Raw genomic sequence first — 19558 nt, 5'->3', positions numbered from 1 at the left:
CAAAGCGCAATGGGGATTGGAAAAAACTTTTCGGGAATATCTGAACAAAATGTTTGAACTGATGGATGAGATTCAGCGTGTGCTGAAGCCAAGCGGAACGGTGTGGGTGAATCTGGGCGACAGTTATTTCGGAAGCGGAAACGGTGCGGGCGTGAAACCTGAACATAAAAACTTAAACACATTTGTTGCCGCTCCGAAGACACCGAACAATGACAAGAGAAATAATCTTCCGAACAAATGTCTCTCGCTGATTCCGCATCGCTTCGGAATCGGATGCATTGAGCGGGGATGGGTTTTACGGAATGATATCATCTGGGCGAAACCCAATTCTCTTCCCGAAGCGGTAACGGACAGATTCTCAAAAAAGCACGAGCATATTTTTTTCTTCGTGAAAAATCCCGATTACTTTTTTGATTTAGATACTGTGCGCGACCCCTACAAAACAGCATCGTTTGAGAGAGTGAGATATATGATGACCGCTTATGGTGGAGATGTAAAAAATAAAAAGGGACCGTTCGGGAAAGGAGCAAAGAACGGAAGCAAACAGACAAAAATAAAACTCAATCCGCTCGGAAAAAATCCCGGAGATGTAACTGACTTCTGGGTAATATCAAACAAACCGAATCCGCAAAAACATTACGCCACTTTCAACACGGAACTGATTACAAAACCAATTCTTGCGGGTTGTCCCAGAGGAGGAATTGTGCTTGACCCGTTCTGCGGAACAGGAACGACAGGCGTTCGCGCAATTGAACTCGGAAGAAATTTCATCGGCATTGACGGAAAAAAATCATACTGCAACATCGCAAGAAAAAATATTGACGAGGCATTGGAAAATAAAACTCCACTCAGGAAAGCGGCATAATGAAAACACCGATTACATATTACGGAGGAAAACAAACATTGGTGAAGCGGTTGCTCACTCTGATTCCCGCTCACGATTTATACTGCGAGCCGTTTTTCGGAGGAGGAGCGTTGTTCTTTGCGAAACCGCCAAGCGAGATTGAAGTCATCAATGATACGAACGGAGAAGTGGTAATTTTTTTCAAAGTGGTGCAGACACAATTCAAAGAATTAGAAAAAGAAATCAAAGGAACGCTTCACAGCCGGCAACTTTGGAAAAAAGCGAGAGTGATTTATGAAAATCCCGAAATGTTCTCCGATGTAAAACGCGCTTGGGCGTTTTGGGTTCTCGCCAATCAGGGATTCGCTGGTCTTCTCACTTCGTGGAGTTTCGGCAAGGATGATTCAAAGGAGGACTCCGTTGCAAGAAAGCGGGATGACTTTTCAAAAATGTATGCTGACCGATTGAAGAAAGTTCAGATTGAATGTAACGATGCAATTCGTGTAATCAAACTCCGCGATTACAACAAAGCATTTTTCTACTGCGACCCGCCCTACATCAACACCCATCAGGGACACTACAAGGGTTACACGGAGGGAGATTATATCCGTTTGCTGAATACGCTGACAAAAATCAAAGGAAAGTTTTTACTGAGCAGTTATCCGAATGACATTCTGAAAAAATACGCCAAGAAATACAAATGGAATGCTCACTCCATCACAAAAAAAGTGGCGGTAACAAAACTCACCGACAAAGTGAAAACGGAAATGATGGTGTTTAACTACGATGAAAAGGACGGAGGATTTTACGAGAACGATAAAACGATGCTGAAGGATTTGGAAAAGCAACTCAAAAAATTAAAAATCAGAAAATGAAAATCACGAAGAAAAATTATTTCTCTGAAGTCAAGCGGATTGGCTTTGAGAATCTGCCCGAAGCATTAAAAAAAACCCATCTTGTGCTGATGACAAAAACAGATCAGGGGAATGATTGGGCGACTCTTGAGAAGGACAATGAATTTAAAAAAGTCGTTGACCTTGCTTTTGAAAAATTGGGCGAGTTTATCAAGAACAATAAAAAAGATTTATCAGGAATTACGGAGCGAAACGCCCTGCTTGATGGAACTTTCAAACCATCGGAATCATTGGAAGGAACGGACAGTTTGAGTTTGGAGTTGAAATTTATTTTGCGGTTTTTAAATATGACAGGCAAAATAATTTCTAAAAGAGAATTGAAAAATTACATTGAAGATTTACAGGATGCCATCCGCAAAAAGCAAATCCGCAAAACAGCGACTCACGCTGAAGAAATCGTATACATCCAAAAATCGCTGGTGAGAATTTACAACGGAATGAAAAGGAAAGTAGTTGTTCTTGAATTAAAAAAAGAAACTTCCAAGCGATTAAAAACCATTGTTACAAAAACAAAGAAAAAAATTCCCAAGAAGAAATCTGTTAAATCGGTTTCACTAAAAGGGATTCCTGAACCGGAGGAAAAGAAAGAAGCAACTGCACCACAGAATCATTTGATGAGCAGCGTTGATTTTTCAGAGATGAAATTTGATTCTCTGGGCTTTTCAAAAAAGTGGAGGGATTTGATTGGCGACCCGAGCAGAAATTTTTCAGTGATGATTTTCGGTAGACCGAAAACGGGAAAGTCCTATCTCGCTATTGATTTTGCAGGTTATCTCGCCCGCCATCACGGAGACACGCTTTATGTGGCGAAGGAAGAAAAACTGGATGCCACGCTTCACAAAAAATTACAGGACAAAGAAGTCGCTCATCCGAATTTATTCGTGAGCGATTTTCTTCCCGATGATTTGTCAAAGTATGATTTCATTTTTCTTGACAGCGTGAATAAACTTGGTTTGTCTCCGAAGGATTTGGACGAGTTGAGAAAAAAATACCCGGGCAAATCGTTCATCTTCATTTTTCAAACAACAAAACAAGGACAATTCAGAGGGAGAAATGAATTTCAGCACGATGTGGATGTGGTGATTGAAATTCCCGAACCCGGCAGAGCGGTTCAGTTCGGAAGGTTCAATCAGGGAGGGGAGATGGAAATTTTTGAAGAGGGAAATAAAATTTCAGAAGTGGAAGAACAGGAACATTTTCCCAATGAAAATCTTTGATTTGGACATGTCGGAAATGAGCGTTACTGTTGTCCCGAAATAAAAAATAATACCAATGAAAAACACTACCGATTATTCAGACGAATTTTCAACTCTGAAGGAGTTGCACGAAGACAACATCGGAAGAAAATTTACCGATGAAGAATTCAACGAAATTTTTTCCATTGCTGAAAAAGCATCAAAGGATTTAGCCAAACACGCTGACCATTTTCAAAATGATATGCTCGGTTTGCTGATGACTTTGGATGAGGCGACACACAAATGGGAAAAAGAGAAGTTAGTCAGGAGTGTGAAAGGAAATCCCAAACAGGAAATCAAAAAGATGATTGCCGATTTGGAAAAGGTGATTGACTATTATGCCAACGATAAAAACGCCAACTGGGGAACGGTGGGAACCCTTGCCAATATTCACGAAGCCCTTGGCAAGCAACTCTACATTCATTATGACGAGCATCTGGGTTATTCGCGCTCCATTGAAGAAGGATTGAAACGGCATTCGGAAGCCGCAAAAAATTTATTGCTTCAGGCAGGCGAGGAAGTAAAAAATATTGACGCAGAAAATCATTTGTCTGATTTAGCAAAGTGGAAAAAATTCTTTGACGATTTGATGGAAGGATTTCATGGAGCACTTTACAAAATTAAATCGGATGAAAAATTAACTCCTGAAATCAAAAAGAAATTGGAAGAAATTTTTTCCGTTTCCCAAAGTCATGCAGTTTCTGCGTGGGCGGCAGAATTAATAGAGGGGCGAAGAGAAATTACGGAGGAGGATTTGAAAAGCATTGAGGAGAGATATAAAGTTGTTGAGCGGATAAAAAAAGAGGAAGGCGAGGAAAAAAAATCAGTTGTGGTAAGCATCAATGATTGGAAAGAAATTTCAGTTCTCACCAACCCTGTTGATTACGATACGGCTTTTGAAATGCGAAAGGAGTTTCAGAAAAAATTCGGAGGCGAACACCAGATTATTGATGCAATTCCCTATGAAAAGGGCGATAGTTTTTCCAACGGAGCAGAGCGAATTGAAATTACAAAAGTCGCTGTAACAAAACTGAAAGGCGATTGGATTTGGGAAATTGTTTTCAGCAGACACGAATCCAATGGGAAATGGATGGGAACTTATACTATGGAAGTGGAGGAGTTTAAAGAAATTCTTGCTGAAAGAAAATTTGAGAGGGAAGAAGAAAAAAATTCTCCCGCTGAAGAAAAAGAAAAAAGTCCCATCGCTAAACTTCGGCAGGAAGCAATTGACCTCGCAAGAAAATTGGGTGATGAGAAGTTGGTAGAATATCTGAAAGAAACTCCGATGAGAAATATTCACAGGAGGATTTCTGCGCTCAGGGAAGAGGTGGAGAAAATGCAGAGGAAACCTGTGAAACCGAAGGCAATGAAACCAACCCTAAAGAAGAAATCCCCTCGGAAACACTAAAGGGCAGATGCCTTTTTATCTCCCTCCGTGGTGCAACCGTTTTGCTCACGAAGCATTTGTTGCCGTTTCTCCTCTAATGGTTCAATCAAATCTTTCAGGGGGCGAAACCTCTTTAAACCTTCGTATATTTGCCATCGTTGCTCAACTGTTAAATTTAAAAAATCGGCGGTTCCGTTTGACAATTTCACAGTGGGGCTCACAAATTTAAAAACTGCTCCACTTCTTCCTGAGTAAAAGTCAGAAACCCCAATTTCTTTTTCACCACACCGTCTTCTAAAAAATAAACAGAGGGCAGGTCGCTTCCGCTGAGTTTAAAAAAAATTTCTGTAGAGGCAATTTGACTGGGAACATTTTCCGTTTTTGCTTCTTTCATGAATGGAGATAAGTTTTTTTCTTCTCCCCAGAAAACAAAATAAATCGGCAACTCTTCATTGGAAAGTTTTTTCTGAATGATGCCGATTTTTTTTGCAGTGAGTTTGCAAAACCTGCATTGCATGCTGAAGAAGCAAATTATTTTTTTTCCTGATTGAATATCTATTTTATTTCCTTGCGCATCGGTGAAATCTTTTAATGCAGAGGTATCTAATTTCTTTCCCACTAAATCCGCATTGAATGCATTGGGCGGCATTTCGGCAAACACAGGATTCAAGATGAAAGGAAGCGCCAGCGAAGAAACAATAATTGCAAGCCGAACCCATTGCAGAAATTTCCAGTGAGCGTTTGTTTTGTTAAACCGCAGCAATAGAAAACTCATTGCAAGCAATACAACATTTTTAAGAAGAGAAATCTGCGGAGACATTTTCAAATAAATTCCAAAACAGCCGCAATCTTCTTCCTGCGGCTGAAAAATAATTACATATAATAAGTAGAATGAAAAAAATAAAAGAATGGCGATACTGCTTTTGATTGCAAACTTAAAACTGATATTGAGAATTAAAAACGCTCCGAGCATAAATTCAATGGCAATAAAAAACCGGGCAATAAAAGGAGCCACATTCCAGCCAATGAGATTTGTTTCCACAAATTTCATTTCAAAAATTTCTACCGGATATAATTTGGCATAAGCAGAAGCAATAAAAGTTCCGCCAATGATTAGCCGCAGTAAAAAAGAAATTATTTTTTTCACCATAATTTTTTTCCTCTTCTAAAAATAAAAAAGGTTGCCTTTCAGGGGCAACCTTTTTCTTTTCAGAAAATTCAACTTATTGCAAAGTGCAAGTTGTTTGAATTGTTCCAACTGTTGATGTGCCGTTTTCGCACCATGTTTTAGCATCTTTCTTTTTGAGTTTTGCTGTAGCAGTAACTGTGATGCCAGGGTCGCTGGAGTTGCTTGTGTCTTTCGTAGTGCAAGAACATGTGTAATTTTTCTTGCAGGAAGTAAGAGCAAATGCTCCCACAGCGAGGAGAACCAGTAATGTCTTTTTCATAGTAGTTGTTTTTTTGTTTATTGGTTTATGGATGCAAAAATAATAAAACATTTTAATTCAGAAGAGTAATTATTAAAAAAAATTTGTGGGAAGAGTAAATCTGGTTTTTTTGCTTTTAATTGCCACACGATTGCTGTTTTAATTTTTTTCTATCTTCACCCGCATAAAAAATGAAAGATGGCAGAAGTTGAACTGATAATGCCAAAAATGGGCGAGAGCGTTCACGAAGCCACTATTATCAAATGGCTGAAAAACGAAGGCGACAAAATTGCGCTCGATGAGCCCGTTCTCGAAATTGCCACCGATAAAGTTGATTCCGAAATTCCCTCCACTGCCGAAGGCACTCTCTCAAAAAAACTTTTCAAAGAAGGAGAAGTAGTGCAGGTGGGAAAACCCATTGCAATTATTTCTACCGCTGCTGCTGAAACAATATCTGTCAAGCCGAAAGAAACTCCTTCTGTTTCCAAACCGCAAATTCAAACTCCTTCAAAGAACGGAGAGCCTGTTGCTGCACCAGTTCCTGAAAGCGCTTCGGCTGAACGAGTTTCTTCTTCCGGAAAACCTGCCTTGCCGGCAGGCAGGTTTTATTCTCCGCTGGTAAAAAATATTGCCAGGCAGGAAGGAATTTCCATTGCCGAACTGGAAACTATTTCAGGAACGGGAAAAGACGGACGAGTTACCAAGCATGATATTCTCGATTATGTTCCCAGAAGAAAAAAAGATGGCGTGAAAAAAGTTTCAACTCCTCTTCACGAAATTTCCGCGCCACAAGTTTTTGTTTCTCCCAACGATGAAATTATTGAGATGGACCGCATGCGCAAACTCATTGCCGAGCACATGGTGATGAGCAAGCGCGTGTCGCCACACGTAACATCCTATGTGGAAGCCGATGTAACTAACCTTGTGAAGTGGAGAGATAAGATAAAAGCAAGTTTTGAAAAACGCGAAGGAGAAAAAATCACATTCACTCCGGTGTTCATCGAAGCAGTGGTGAATGCCATCAAGGATTTTCCGATGGTGAATGTTTCGGTGGACGGAACAAAAATAATTGTGCGGAAGAATATAAATATCGGAATGGCAGCCGCGCTTCCTTCGGGAAATTTAATTGTGCCGGTAATAAAAAATGCCGACCGCTATAATTTATTCGGTCTCACAAAAACCGTAAATGATTTAGCCGCACGCGCACGCGCAAATAAACTTTTGCCCGATGAAGTGCAAGGCGGAACATTCACGCTTACCAACGTGGGCGTTTTCGGAAATGTGATGGGCGCTCCCATTATCAACCAGCCGCAGGCAGCCATTCTCGCAACAGGAGTCATCAAGAAAAAACCGGTGGTGATGGAAACTGAATTCGGAGATTCAATTGTAATCCGCAGCATGATGTTCCTCTCGCTTTCGTACGACCACCGCGTGGTGGACGGAATGCTGGGCGGAAGTTTTCTCAGAAGAGCGGCTGATTACCTTGAAAAGTTTGACGCAAGCCAAACAATATAAAACAGAAAGATGAAAAAAATTTTCCTTATTGCTGTCTTGCTGAACATAACCACAGCATCTTTTTCACAGGAAGTCGCAGACCCGAAAGTGAAAAAGCCCGACTACCATGCCCTGTTCGGCAATGCGGAAAAATTTTTTCAGGATGAAAATTATCCCAAAGCGCTCGAACTTTATTTGCAACTGGTGGAACAAAATCAGAACAATGCCAACTGGAATTATAAAGTGGGCGTTTGCTATCTTCAATCTTCCACCGAAGCAAGCATGGCGGTGAATTATCTGGAACGCGCGGTTGCAAAAACTTCGGTGCAGGCAAGCCCCGGTTCATTCAACGAAACAAAAGCGCCTGTGATTGCTTACCGTTATCTTGCCGATGCCTATCACCGCAGTTACCGTTTCGATGAAGCCATTGAAACCTACACTAAATTCAAAACGTATATTTCGGAGAAAGACACGAAAGCGATTGCCGACCTGAATCACCGAATCGAAATTTGCAACAACGCAAAAGAGTTAACGGCAAATCCCGTAAATCTTATTCTGAAAAATCTCGGGCAGAACATCAACACAAAATATCCGGAGTATTCGCCCGTAATTTCTGCCGATGAATCCATGATGCTTTTCACTTCACGCAGACCGCGCAATGATTCCGATAAAGTGGCGGATGTGGACGGAAGATATTTTGAAGACATTTATATTTCCTATAATACCGAAGATTCCGGATGGATGCCCGCAAAAAATATCGGAACACCCATCAACACAGCCGGGCACGAAGCCACCATTGGAATTTCAGCAGACGGACAAATTGTTTTCATTTACAAAGACGATGATGAAGAAGGAAGCATTTACATCACGCATCTGGAAGGCGATTTCTGGACAACGCCCGAAAAAGTGGGAGGCGATGTGAACAGCCCGTATTGGGAATCGCACGCAACGCTTTCTGCCGATGGAAACACGCTTTACTTTGTGAGCAACCGCCCGGGCGGCTATGGCGGAAGAGATATTTACCGATGCAAAAAACTTCCCTCGGGCGAATGGAGTTCGGCAATAAATCTGGGTCCCGCCATTAACACGCCTTACGATGAGGATGCCTGCTTTCTTCATCCCGATGGAAAAACACTTTACTTTGCTTCCACAGGACATAAAACAATGGGCGGCTTCGATATTTTTTACAGCCACCCGGTGGATACAGGCAAAGGCGGATGGACGGAACCGGTGAACATCGGTTATCCTGTGAATACAACCGGTGACGATGTTTTTTTTGTTCCCACCGTTGACAACAAGCGCGCCTATTATTCTTCCTTCTCGCAGGATAGTTATGGCGACAAAGATATTTACATGCTCACCTTCCCGGAAAAAGAAGAATCAAAACTCACGGTGCTGCGCGGCTCGGTGGTGGATGATTTCGGAAAAACTCCCGAAGGAGTGAACATCACCGTAACGAATACCAGCAACGGAGATGCGGTGGGAAATTACGCGCCCAATGCAAAGACCGGAAAATACCTGCTCATACTTCCGCACGGAAGAACGTATACGTTTGCTTACGAAGCGGAAGGATATCATACCATAACCAACACCTACCGCCTTGACCCCGGCAAAGAATACCTGGAAACCGAAATGGTTTTTATTCTGAAAGATGTGAAAATGGAAAAGCAGCAGTTGGGAACCGTGGGCGTTTCAGGAACGGTGATTGACATTCAGAAAAAAATTGTGAAGAGCGCGAAAATAAATGTGGCGGATAACACCACCGGAAAATCAATCGGGGAATATGCCAGCGACAATGCCGGAAAATTTTCTTTTGTGCTTCAGCGCGGAAACAATTACAATCTTTCTTTTGAAGCCGAAGGATTTTTATTTCAAACAGAGAATGTGAACTTGCCGAAAGAGCAGGTGTATTCATCCGTTGAAAAAACCGTTGTGCTTCAGCCGGTGGTGGCGGGAAGCAAAATCATATTGAACAATTTATTTTTTGATTTCAATAAATCCAATATACGCAAGGAATCAAATGTGGAACTCGACAAGATTGTGAAACTGCTGAAAGACAAACCGGAGATACACGTGGAAATTTCCGGGCATACAGACAACAAGGGAAATGAAAAACAAAACCAGAAACTCTCTCAGAGCAGGGCATCGGCAGTGATGGATTACCTGGTGAAAAAAGGAATCAGCAAAACGCGCCTTGCTGCCAAGGGCTACGGCATGAGCCAGCCCGTTGCTTCGAACGATACCGATGCAGGCAGGCAGTTGAACCGCAGGGTGGAAATGAAAATACTCGGCAAATAGTTGCGAACATTTTCTTAAAATATTTTTTTTGCATAAGTTATTTCTTTCATTATATTTGTTCGTCAAAAAAATTGCTCACACAAAAACTAATTACCAACGATTAATAATTTTTTATGGGAAGAACCAAACTACTCGATTTGTACCAGCGTCCGGGATGGCAAAAACTCACCACCATGAAGGACCTGCGGAAAGACAATGAAGAACTGAAAAAAGAAAACGAGTATCTGCGCAAGCGGTTCGACAGCGTGGCGGGAAAAAAGAACCAGATGGAAGAGCGCAGCACCGAACTGAAGACAACCATTTCGAACCTGCGCGAAGAACTCGCCAATACGAAAGAAGACAACGCCAATCTTCGCAAAGACAACGCATCGCTGCGCGAGCAAATCCGTTTTCTGAAAGCGCAGGTTCCAAACCTCAAGCCGAGTTTGGCAGCGGCAGCCAGTTGAATCCTGCCTGCGGCAGGCAGGCAAACTGCTTTCAAACAAAAAAGCCCGTACAAAAAAACTTGTGCGGGCTTTTTCTTTGGCGGAATAAATTAACATGGGTTCGGAACAAATTCGGGCTGAAGCCCGGATTCGCATAGTGTGCTTTTACCCCCGACTTAAAAGTCGGGGCTATTGTTTGCACTCCATTGCCCCAACCTTCAGGTCGGGGAATAGAATGGAGAGCAAAAATGGGGATTAGCCGAACTCATATTAAATTATCGGGCACCCGAAGAAGGCACCCAGCTGCTGGGCGGGTTGCTTTGAAATAGGGCGCGCTTGTTTGCAATGGAAACCGCGGCAGTGTCAAAATCATAGAGCGTTGGAGTGCCCCCCGCGCTCGAAACATATAATAAGGAAGAGTTTTTATTCAGGCAGGGTCAGTAGGAATAGGAATGATAATTCTGCGCTCCGTCATTGGCATCGGTTACGCGCAAAAGAGCGGTGCCGAACGTGGGGTCGGTTAAAGTGCCGCCCGCAGCGGGCAAAGGCGGAGGCGGTGGTGGCGATACACTCCGTAATCGGTTTTGATGGATTGGGAAAATGCGGAAGTGAGATGCGAGATATGAGATGTGATAATAATACCAAACAGTAATTTCTTTTTCATGCGGTGATTTTTTGCTAAGGTAAGAAAGTTGGGGGAAGTGTTTTACTGCGGAGCGTATACTTTCACTCATTATCTAATCAACTCTACAAAACCTGTTAACACAATTTTATTTCCATCATTTGCAATAACGTTGGCTACATAGTAATATGTGCCATCAGACACAGGTCGTTTTGTATTCTTATCTGTTCCGTCCCAACTTCCGTCTGGAGTATCCCATGAATAAATCATTCTTCCGTAACGATCAAAAATTTCACAATGTATTTTCTCAAAACCTCTGCCTGCAAAAGTGAACCGGTCATTCACGCCATCTCCATTCGGAGAAAATACATTAACAGGTTTTGGGTCGCAATCAATCACACCAACCTTTATTGAATCCGCAATACGGCATCCATTTGCATCAGATACCAAAAGAGAATATACTCCGCTTGCAGAGACCAGAATAGAATTATTTGTCGTGTTATTGCTCCACAGATAAGAATAATAATTTCCTGAAGGTTGCAGCAGTAATGGAACCTGATTGCTGCATAATATTGTATCGGGTCCAAGAGAAAGCACGGGTAAAGGATAGACAATAATAGTTACATAAGAAGGAGAACCGAAACAACCATTTGAAACTGCTGAAACAACATACATTCCCGAATTTAATGTGTCGGCAGGAAATATGAAAGAGTTTTGTAATGAAGATGAAAATCCATTGGGACCGGACCAATTGTAATTTAATGCGCTTGCCGCACTTGCTGTTAATGCAAGCGTATCGCCTGCGCATATCGGGCTGTTGCTTCCTGAAGTTACAGAAGGTCCTGTCGTATTGATAAATACTGTTACTGAATCACGCAAACTATGGCAGCCGGTAGAATTGGAAGTTGCAACATAATAAGTAGTTTGAGTATTGATGGATGGGGTTGTAAACGGATTTCCTGTATAAATAGGAATAGTGGAAGTTGCAGAAGAATACCATTCAATCTGCCCGGTACCTGTTGCAAATAATGTTGCTGAAGTTCCTGCGCACACAGTTGTGTCATTTGCTGAAGGTTTTGTTACGGAAGTATCTAATGCAATTGTTACAGACGTGCTCGCTGTGCAGCCGTTTGCATCGGTTGTTGTGAGAAAATAAGTTCCGGCAGGAACATAAACACTGTCATTGTACGAATTGATTGGCGTCCATTGGTATCCTGCCATTCCACTGTTTGCCACCAGCAGAGCAGAATCGCCAGGGCAAATAATTGCCGGTGCGGTAATTTGCGCAACCGCCTGCGAAACGACTACAGTCATTGAACACAGCGTTGTGATGCCGCACATAGTAACATAGCAGGAATAAACTCCGCTTTGCGTTACTACCTGTTGCGTACCGCTTCCGCTCAACGGGGGATTCCATTGTATCAGCGTTGAATCATTTGTGATGACCTGCAAGATAACGCTCTGCCCCATGCAAACAATACTCGAAGGGGAAGGAAGCAGATAAGGAGTGTTATATTGTTTTAATTCTATTGTGTTAGATGTAAGCACGCATCCAACTGTATTTGTTACAACACAATGATAGAACCCCGGTATGCTCTGATAAATGGATTGCGTATTGAATGGAAGGATTCCGTTAGGACCAATCCATTGATAATTCGTTCCGGCAGTATTGCAAATTATCTGCACAGAATCATTCGGACAAATTAATCCGGAATAAGGAATTGTATAAAGAACCGGATTAGGATATATCTGTACCGGATGCCAGTCGTATCCGTAACTGCTGCATCCGCCAATCGTATCCGTGATAGTAGCGGATGCAGAAAAATTTCCTGCCTGTGTTACAATAATTGAATCAATAGCCGGATTTGTTATTACTACTGTATTTACATTAGTGGAGGGAGTGTAAGTGATGTGAAGAATAATGGTATCGCCCTGGCAAAGAAAACTGGGACCTGTTATGCTGACCGCAATGGTTGGCACGGGGTTGACAAGAAGATAAAAAGTATCCTGTACTGAATAATATTGAGTGTCGCATTTATTGATGTAAACAATATTTTCATTCACAATGTAGGTGCCTGATGTTTGCGCAATGAATACTCCGGAAAGATAATAAGGCGGATAAGAGGGTCCTATTGACAGGGATGGATTTGCAGACCATGAGTTCATAAAAGAAAAGAAAGGTCCGGACACTCCGGTTATGCTGTCAATCACATTCAGCAGAACCTGGCTTCCATAGCAGGCAACGAGCGTATCAGGAATTTTACTTATAGGAACTAAAGGAGGGAGCAATGAGTCCAGTTGAACCTGAACGCAATTGCTGTTTTGACATCCGTATTTATCTGTAACAACAAAATTATAATAGCCAGATGAATTAACATAAAGAGAATCACTGCCTGTGAGAAATGTTCCTCCGAGATAACAGGCGCTGTAGACAGTGTTCGGATAACAACTGCCGCCCTGATACCAACTGATAGAATTTCCATTAATATTTCCCCCTGTAAGTAATACTGTATCGGGCTGGCAGGCGGCAATCGGCAATGCGCATTGCGGGTGCTGGTTATTTATTCCGTGGTCATCTGTAATTGTAGGTGGTTGCGGAATTGGATGAACAATTGCGTAAATGGTATCTTCCGAAGTATAACAGCCGTCAACAGTTGTCATCTTTACTGAATAATAATTTGTCGCTGTAATTTTATCATTGTATAAAGTATCAAAAGGAGAAGACGACCATTGAAAATGATAGTCAGGCCCGACTGAATACGTAAGACCTGAGCCAGTATACGTGTTAGCATATAAATTACCGCTTCCACAAAACGTAAGAGTATCGGGGCAGGAAAAAGTCATCATGCTGTCAATGCATCCTCCAACAAAATCCCGCAGGCATGAAGTTCCCGTGCGGTGGTAATAATCGTAGGGCTGTCTCGTAATATCTACTGCCTGCGCAATAAATCCATCGCTGAAGCCCTTGCAAGTTATTCCACTGAAATTTCCATACGAAGGGTCCGAACAATAGGAACTGTTGCCGCTGCCGATATAATAAAGAACATTATTTGTTGTAATACCTACATAATCTGTTGCCCATATTATTTTTTTTTCATAACTGCCGGCTATAACAGGGTTATCAACAGTGATTGCAAGAATACCATGCGCCTTGTCATTTCCGGGACCACCGAAGTTACGCATCCATTGCCTTTGTCCCGATGAATTATATTTTACAGTGAAAATATCCTGATAGCCGATGCTGTTAAATGTTCCCTGCCCGAAAACATCTGCATACTCATTCAGCGTGCAGCCGAACTCTCCGGCAATATAAGGGTCATGATTTGAATCAAGTGCGACTGCGCGCGAAGAAATATAATTATTGCTTGATTCGGATTGAGCCCAGATAAAACTTCCGCTGCCGGAATATTTCACAAGGAAAACGCATTTAGGATACGTATCGCTTAAAAAATTATTTGGTGGACCATAAAATGCAAGATTCCCCTGGTAGTCGCCCGTCATATAAATTTCGTGAACATTGTTAACCGCCAATGAATACGCAATGGAATAAGTTCCGCTTGCCATGCGGAACCACAATTCATTTCCGTTGGCATCGTACTTTATAAGAAACACCGCATTCATAACCTGATTATAGTGCACCTGATTAAATAAAATTGTATCGCTGAATTGCCCGCATACAATAACATCTCCGTTTGCATCGCAGGCAACATCAAGCCCGCGGTCGGTATATTTTGCTTTGCCTTGCCGCACCCATAAAAAATTTCCATTGTTATTATATTTAGCAGTGAAAATATCAATGGACGCAATACTGGTTTGAGGATTCATCATGCTGGTAAGCGTTGAAGTTCCAAAGGTGGCTGTGCCCTGAAATTGTCCGGTTACAACCACGTTGCCGTTAACATCCACATCAATACCATTTCCGATATCAGCCATTGTGCCGCCTGCGCTCACCGCCCAGATAAAAGTTCCCGATGAATTTAATTTTGCAATAAATATATCCTGTGAACCATTTGCCGAATTAAGCGTAAAGGTTCCGAAAGTTGCTGCGCCATAATAAAAACCCGTGATGTAACTATTTCCCGAAGCATCAGCTTTTACAGATAACGCTCTGTCGGAGCCATATCCCCCTGCCCTGACAGCCCATTGTATAACACCTGAAGAATTGCTTTTTGAAACGTAAATATCAGGAATGCCTGCCGATGCAGAAGTGAGATTAATGGAAGCGCCAAAAGCCGCGGTGTTTGTAAAATATCCTGCCGAAATAATATTGCCTGAATTATCTGAACATATATCCATTGTTTCATCCACATCATTGCCTCCTGTTCCCTGCGCCCAAAATGATTGCGCTTTCAGGCAAAAAGAAGAAAAAATAATTGCGGCAACTACAAAAATATTTTTCAAGTAAAAAGGATTTAATGCATATTACTAAAATAAATATTAATGTTTATGGCGATAAATGAACATTACTTTAAACACTAAGACGAATAAACTCCTCTAAAGGTTGCAACTATTTTTGATAAAAGTATGTATTTGCGCAGAAATAAGCAAAACTATTTTAAAATATTCTTGCCCGTTCAAAATAATATGCAATTTATCCCCGAAACAAATCCATATAGTAAATCTACTATTTCCAGCACGGGCGAACTGTGGTACTCTTGCTTTTTAATCAAGAGAACAAGAGATATGGCAGATTACCGCGTTAACTGGCAGGACCCTGGAGCAGCACGGTTAAGATTGTGATGATTGGTTAATAAAAAAACTTCCGCTTTTGCTTGACAAATGGATTTTCGTTTCTACCTTTACCTTATCTGTTTTTTCATGTAGAAGAAATAGAGTTATGAAAAAAGAGCATCAATCCCGCCCCGTAAGGCGGGATTGATGTTTTAAGGGGGGAGAAAGTTTTTTTGCTCTGCGCTTGCGAATTTCAGATTCTCTGTTACCTTTGGTAAATCTTTCTGTTCGCTCAAACACCTTTGCAAAACTAAATTCACTATGAAAAAAAACATTGCTCTCTTTTTATTCCTGCTCGCCACAGCAGGCGCAACTTTTGCGCAACCGGCAAAAAAAATTTCTTCATCAACTTATCTGAAGTGCACCAGTTTTCATATCACCAAGCCGCTGCGCGAACTGGCAAATGCGGAAATGAAAACCAGTTCGTATAAAGAAGACATAGGCGACATACGGCAGGCGCATCCCGCTTCCGGTTTCGTGCCGAAGAATTCCTATCCGCCCGACCCGTGCGTACAGCAAAATCCGGGCACACTTACGTTAGACACTCCCTTAGTGAATTTTGAAGGAGGCAACTGGGCATACCGCCCCGATGCAAACGGAGCGGCTGGTCCCAATCATTACGTGCAGGGCGTGAACCTTTGCAACTATAACATCTACGATAAAACAGGAAACCTGCTTCTTGCAACTGATATGTCGGTGCTGGGGGGAGGATGCTCCGATGACCCCATTGTGATGTACGATAAATTTGCCGACCGCTGGGTGGTAACGGATGTTACCTACAACTATAATAATTTATCCATTGCCGTATCCACTTCGGGCGACCCGACCGGCTCCTACTATGTGTACACGTTTGCATACCCTGTGATGCCCGACTTCCCGAAATATTCGGTGTGGACAGACGGATATTATGCAACCTACCGGGATATTAATAATGACACGGTGGGAATTTCCGTTCTCGAGCGGAACCGTATGCTGATGGGCGACCCGAACGCGGGAATCATCATTGCAAAATTTCCGAACGGTGCTTTTCCCTATAAAATCTGCAACAAGAACAGCCAGCTGCCGGGCTCGCCAAAAATACTCACCTGCGATGGGGCGCTGCCTCCCTATGGCACACCCGCCTACCTTATGTATTATACCAACGTGAACATGGGAGATGCCTCCAACAGCATTATGATTTATAAACTCGTTACTGACACGCTGAATAAAACCTGCGCAATCACTTTTGTTGATTCGCTCGCCACGGCTGCCTACAACGGATATTTTGCCGGCTATTCTTTCGGAGGAAACATTGCCGAACCGGGCGGGCAGCAGGTATGGTCGCTCGAAGGTCCGTTTCAGTTCAGGGCTCCTTACCTGCGCTTTACGGGATACAACTCGGTGGTGCTGTGCAACACGGTAAATCTGGGCGGCATGATTGCAGGCGTGCGCTGGTATGAACTGCGGCAGAATGATACTACCAAAGTGTGGAGCATCTATCAGCAAAGCACCTTTGGACCCAGTGACGGAATCAGCCGGTGGAACAGCAGCATCTGCATGGATTTGAATGGCGATATTTCCATTGCCTATAACGTTACTAACTCCTCCTCTCTTTATCCCGGCATCCGCTATACGGGGCGGCTGGCAAGCGACCCGCTCAACACCATGACCTTTGCCGAGCAAACCGCCATGACAGGAACTCACTCCTTCAGCCAGCAGTGGGGAGATATTTGCGAATCCACGCTCGACCCCGATGGAATTACTTTCTGGCACACCAACCAATATATTATTGACCCTTCGGGCAACACCGCCAACGTGAGAATATTTTCTTACCAACTTACTTCCACCTTAAACAACGCTGCGGCAGACGTTCCGAAAAATCAAGCGGAGTTAACGGCATTCTGCTCCGATAACCAGTTGAACGTGCTGGCAACGGGGCTGACTTCTGCCGAACCGGTGGTAATAAATCTCTTCGACATAAACGGCAAGGAACTTTTCGGCAAATGGCTCACGCCTGTTTCCAACCGGCTGGAGCATAAAATAAATGTGGAAGCGCTTGCCAAAGGAACTTACTTTGTACGAATTGGAAATGCGCGGTTTCAGAAAGTGTGCAAGGTGGTTATATAAGAGAAGGAATGATGGAAGATTGGAAGAATGGAATATTTGGAAACACCCCAGCATTCCAACATTCCATTTCAGGGGTTACCGCACCAGCGTAATGGTTCCCGCAATTTTTGAATCATCCCCATTGGATGCTTTGCAGAGGATGAGATACATGTACACTCCTTCCATGCACGGATGCCCTTTCTTTTTCCCGTCCCATCCTTCGGCAGGATTGTTTGTGCTGAACACAGGCGTGCCGGTGTTGTCAAAAACGGTGAAGGTGTAATCTTCCGGTTCAATAAATCCTATGACGGGAAGAAACACATCGTTCTTAGTATCTCCGTTCGGAGTGAATGTGTTGGGAATATAAAACTTCGGAAACTCAAATACCTTTGCAATGTTCGATGCGCTCGTATCCTTGAAACCGTATTTGTTTCCGTTTCCTTCGCGCGCCACCACGTAATACGAAAACGCGCCCTTGCTGCTGAGGAAAGGCGCCACATCATCCATATACGCTCCACCGCTTCCCGAAAAATTCACCGAGCCGATGGGTGACGGATTCCACACGCCATCCACTGCGCGGTAAATATCATAATGGTCCACCTTGCCCGACCACGCGCTGTAATCGTTCCACGCAAGCGTAACATTCACCGAAGGAGAAATAGCTGCCGCAAGAAGTAGGGTGGTTGCCGTATCGGACGAAAGCACCACCTGGTTGCAGGAGTTCATGGCTTCCCATTTATACGAATAAGAATTATCATTTGCCTTCACCGAATTATCCTGCCACGAAATAGTTTGAGCCACAGGTGAAGTGGAGGGCAGCACTACAGTAAAATTTCCGCTTCCTGTTGCGCGCATCAGCCGGTAATACGAAACATCGGGCGAAGTATCCACATACGCGCGGATGTCAATGGCGGTGGAAGAAACCACCGTGGCAAAGCGGTTGTAATTAAACTGAGGCGGCTGCGCAACATTCAGCGTATCGCACACGGTGTTGGAAGAAGAAGTTTTTGTTCCATCTGCAGCGCGCACAAAATAGCAATAACTGTTTCCGAGTGAAATACTGTTGTCAGCATAGGTAGTGGAAGAAGTGGAGCCAATTTTTATAAATGCTCCCGCGTTTGTCTTGCGGAAAATTTCGTACTGCGTTACTGCCGGAATCATGTTGATATAACTGTTCCACGCAAGCGAAGCGGTGGCAAGGCAGGGGTCGAACGAAGCAGAGAGATAAATAGTAGAATGAGGATTGATGCTTTGCGCAGAAACATTTCCGCACGAATCCACAAACGCCACTTTATAACACTCCGAAACATTGGCTGCGTTGGAAAGAGTATAGGTATAAAAAGTTTGCGGCACCGGAACAACTGCAATGGGAGTCCATCCCGTGCAGGTTGAACCGCCATAATAAATAATCACCGAGTCCGCATCGGGCGAAGGCGAAGGAAACCAACTGACGGTGGCAAGCCCCGCGGCATTCACGCTCACCGTGTCAATGGGTTTTGTTACAGGCGGAGTGTTGTCATAAAATGCCGTATCGCCCGCCACGTTTGAAACGGAAGTACAGCCGGTGTTATCGAAAATCTCAATTCGGTAGTTGATGAGTGAATGATTTTTGTTGCATACATCGGTTAAATCAATGTAAGAATTAGTATTCAAGATGCTGTCGCGCAGTTTCCAGTTTCCTGCCGGATACTCGCGGTAAATTTTATACCATCCGCTGGAAGTGGGAATGGGATGATTGGAAATTTTATTCCAGTTCAGGTTGGCGTTGCCGGTTACCGCGCTCACCGTAAGAAAAATGGTGGAGAAGGTATCTTTAGGCGCGGAGATGCTTGAGGATTCTGTTTCCACCGTGTAATACATTCGCTTCTTGTCCGCGTTCGCTCCCGCATGAAGCGCAGTGGTTGCAATGCAAGGTCCAACAGTAACATAATTTGTAAAAGGAATCACGGCAGGATTGGAAGAAGTATCCACATGATAAGAAATAAAGTTTGTGCACGGAGAAGCAGCCGCCCATGTTACCAGCACATCCCCGTTCGGCTGAACGGCAATGCACTTTACATCTGGCGAAGGCATTTGAGCATGGCAGATGTAAGATG

The 19558-nt window shown here is 43.2% G+C and carries 13 protein-coding genes; 8 read left to right on the top strand and 5 right to left on the bottom strand.

Annotation, left to right across the window (positions count from 1 at the left end):
* The 4 genes from HY063_08975 to HY063_08960 all read left to right on the top strand — a co-directional run.
* Positions 1-865, top strand: an 865-nt coding sequence (locus HY063_08975; protein MBI3501914.1) for a site-specific DNA-methyltransferase, incomplete at its 5' end; no start/stop codon positions are given.
* A complete protein-coding gene (locus tag HY063_08970; GenBank protein MBI3501913.1) occupies positions 865-1719 on the top strand; it encodes a DNA adenine methylase in 855 nt (284 codons plus the stop codon). The genes HY063_08975 and HY063_08970, both read left to right, overlap by 1 nt.
* A complete protein-coding gene (locus tag HY063_08965; GenBank protein ID MBI3501912.1) occupies positions 1716-2975 on the top strand; it encodes a hypothetical protein in 1260 nt (419 codons plus the stop codon). The genes HY063_08970 and HY063_08965 overlap by 4 nt, the downstream gene beginning before the upstream one ends.
* Before the next feature lie 55 nt (positions 2976-3030).
* Positions 3031-4401 (top strand): hypothetical protein, encoded by a 1371-nt coding sequence (locus HY063_08960; protein ID MBI3501911.1) that lies wholly within the window; start codon positions 3031-3033, stop codon positions 4399-4401.
* A 196-nt stretch (positions 4402-4597) separates the two neighbouring features.
* On the opposite strand, the gene HY063_08955 is transcribed toward HY063_08960, so the two are convergent.
* Positions 4598-5530 (bottom strand): hypothetical protein, encoded by a 933-nt coding sequence (locus HY063_08955; protein ID MBI3501910.1) that lies wholly within the window; start codon positions 5528-5530, stop codon positions 4598-4600.
* A 73-nt stretch (positions 5531-5603) separates the two neighbouring features.
* Positions 5604-5828, bottom strand: coding sequence for a hypothetical protein (locus HY063_08950; protein ID MBI3501909.1), 225 nt, complete (start codon positions 5826-5828; stop codon positions 5604-5606).
* A 177-nt stretch (positions 5829-6005) separates the two neighbouring features.
* On the opposite strand from HY063_08950, the gene HY063_08945 reads away from it, so the two are divergent.
* The 3 genes from HY063_08945 (at position 6006) to HY063_08935 (ending at position 10045) form a co-directional block, all read left to right on the top strand.
* Positions 6006-7322: a 2-oxo acid dehydrogenase subunit E2 gene (locus HY063_08945; GenBank protein ID MBI3501908.1), complete on the top strand. Its 1317-nt coding sequence runs from the start codon at positions 6006-6008 to the stop codon at positions 7320-7322.
* 9 nt (positions 7323-7331) lie between these two features.
* Positions 7332-9599 (top strand): PD40 domain-containing protein, encoded by a 2268-nt coding sequence (locus tag HY063_08940; GenBank protein MBI3501907.1) that lies wholly within the window; start codon positions 7332-7334, stop codon positions 9597-9599.
* A gap of 113 nt (positions 9600-9712) precedes the next feature.
* Positions 9713-10045, top strand: a complete 333-nt coding sequence (locus tag HY063_08935) for a hypothetical protein (protein MBI3501906.1) — start codon at positions 9713-9715, stop codon at positions 10043-10045.
* A 416-nt stretch (positions 10046-10461) separates the two neighbouring features.
* Here the strand turns inward: HY063_08935 and HY063_08930 are convergent, their stop codons facing one another.
* Positions 10462-10758, bottom strand: coding sequence for a hypothetical protein (locus HY063_08930; GenBank protein ID MBI3501905.1), 297 nt, complete (start codon positions 10756-10758; stop codon positions 10462-10464).
* Entirely contained in the window at positions 10758-15047 is a 4290-nt protein-coding gene (locus HY063_08925; GenBank protein MBI3501904.1) for a gliding motility-associated C-terminal domain-containing protein, read from the bottom strand. The genes HY063_08930 and HY063_08925 overlap by 1 nt, the downstream gene beginning before the upstream one ends.
* Before the next feature lie 591 nt (positions 15048-15638).
* Here HY063_08925 and HY063_08920 point away from each other — a divergent pair.
* On the top strand, positions 15639-17483 hold the full coding sequence (locus HY063_08920) for a T9SS type A sorting domain-containing protein (GenBank protein ID MBI3501903.1): 1845 nt from the start codon (positions 15639-15641) through the stop codon (positions 17481-17483).
* A gap of 75 nt (positions 17484-17558) precedes the next feature.
* Here HY063_08920 and HY063_08915 read toward each other — a convergent pair whose 3' ends face one another.
* Complete coding sequence (locus tag HY063_08915; protein MBI3501902.1) at positions 17559-19535, bottom strand: gliding motility-associated C-terminal domain-containing protein; 1977 nt, start codon at positions 19533-19535, stop codon at positions 17559-17561.
* Positions 19536-19558 lie beyond the last annotated feature (23 nt).

It is taken from the genome of Bacteroidota bacterium (assembly GCA_016195025.1).
Lineage (GTDB): Bacteria > Bacteroidota > Bacteroidia > Palsa-948 > Palsa-948 > Palsa-948.
Note: the sequence above shows the minus strand (reverse complement) of the source record. Positions and strands in the feature narration are given on the sequence as shown.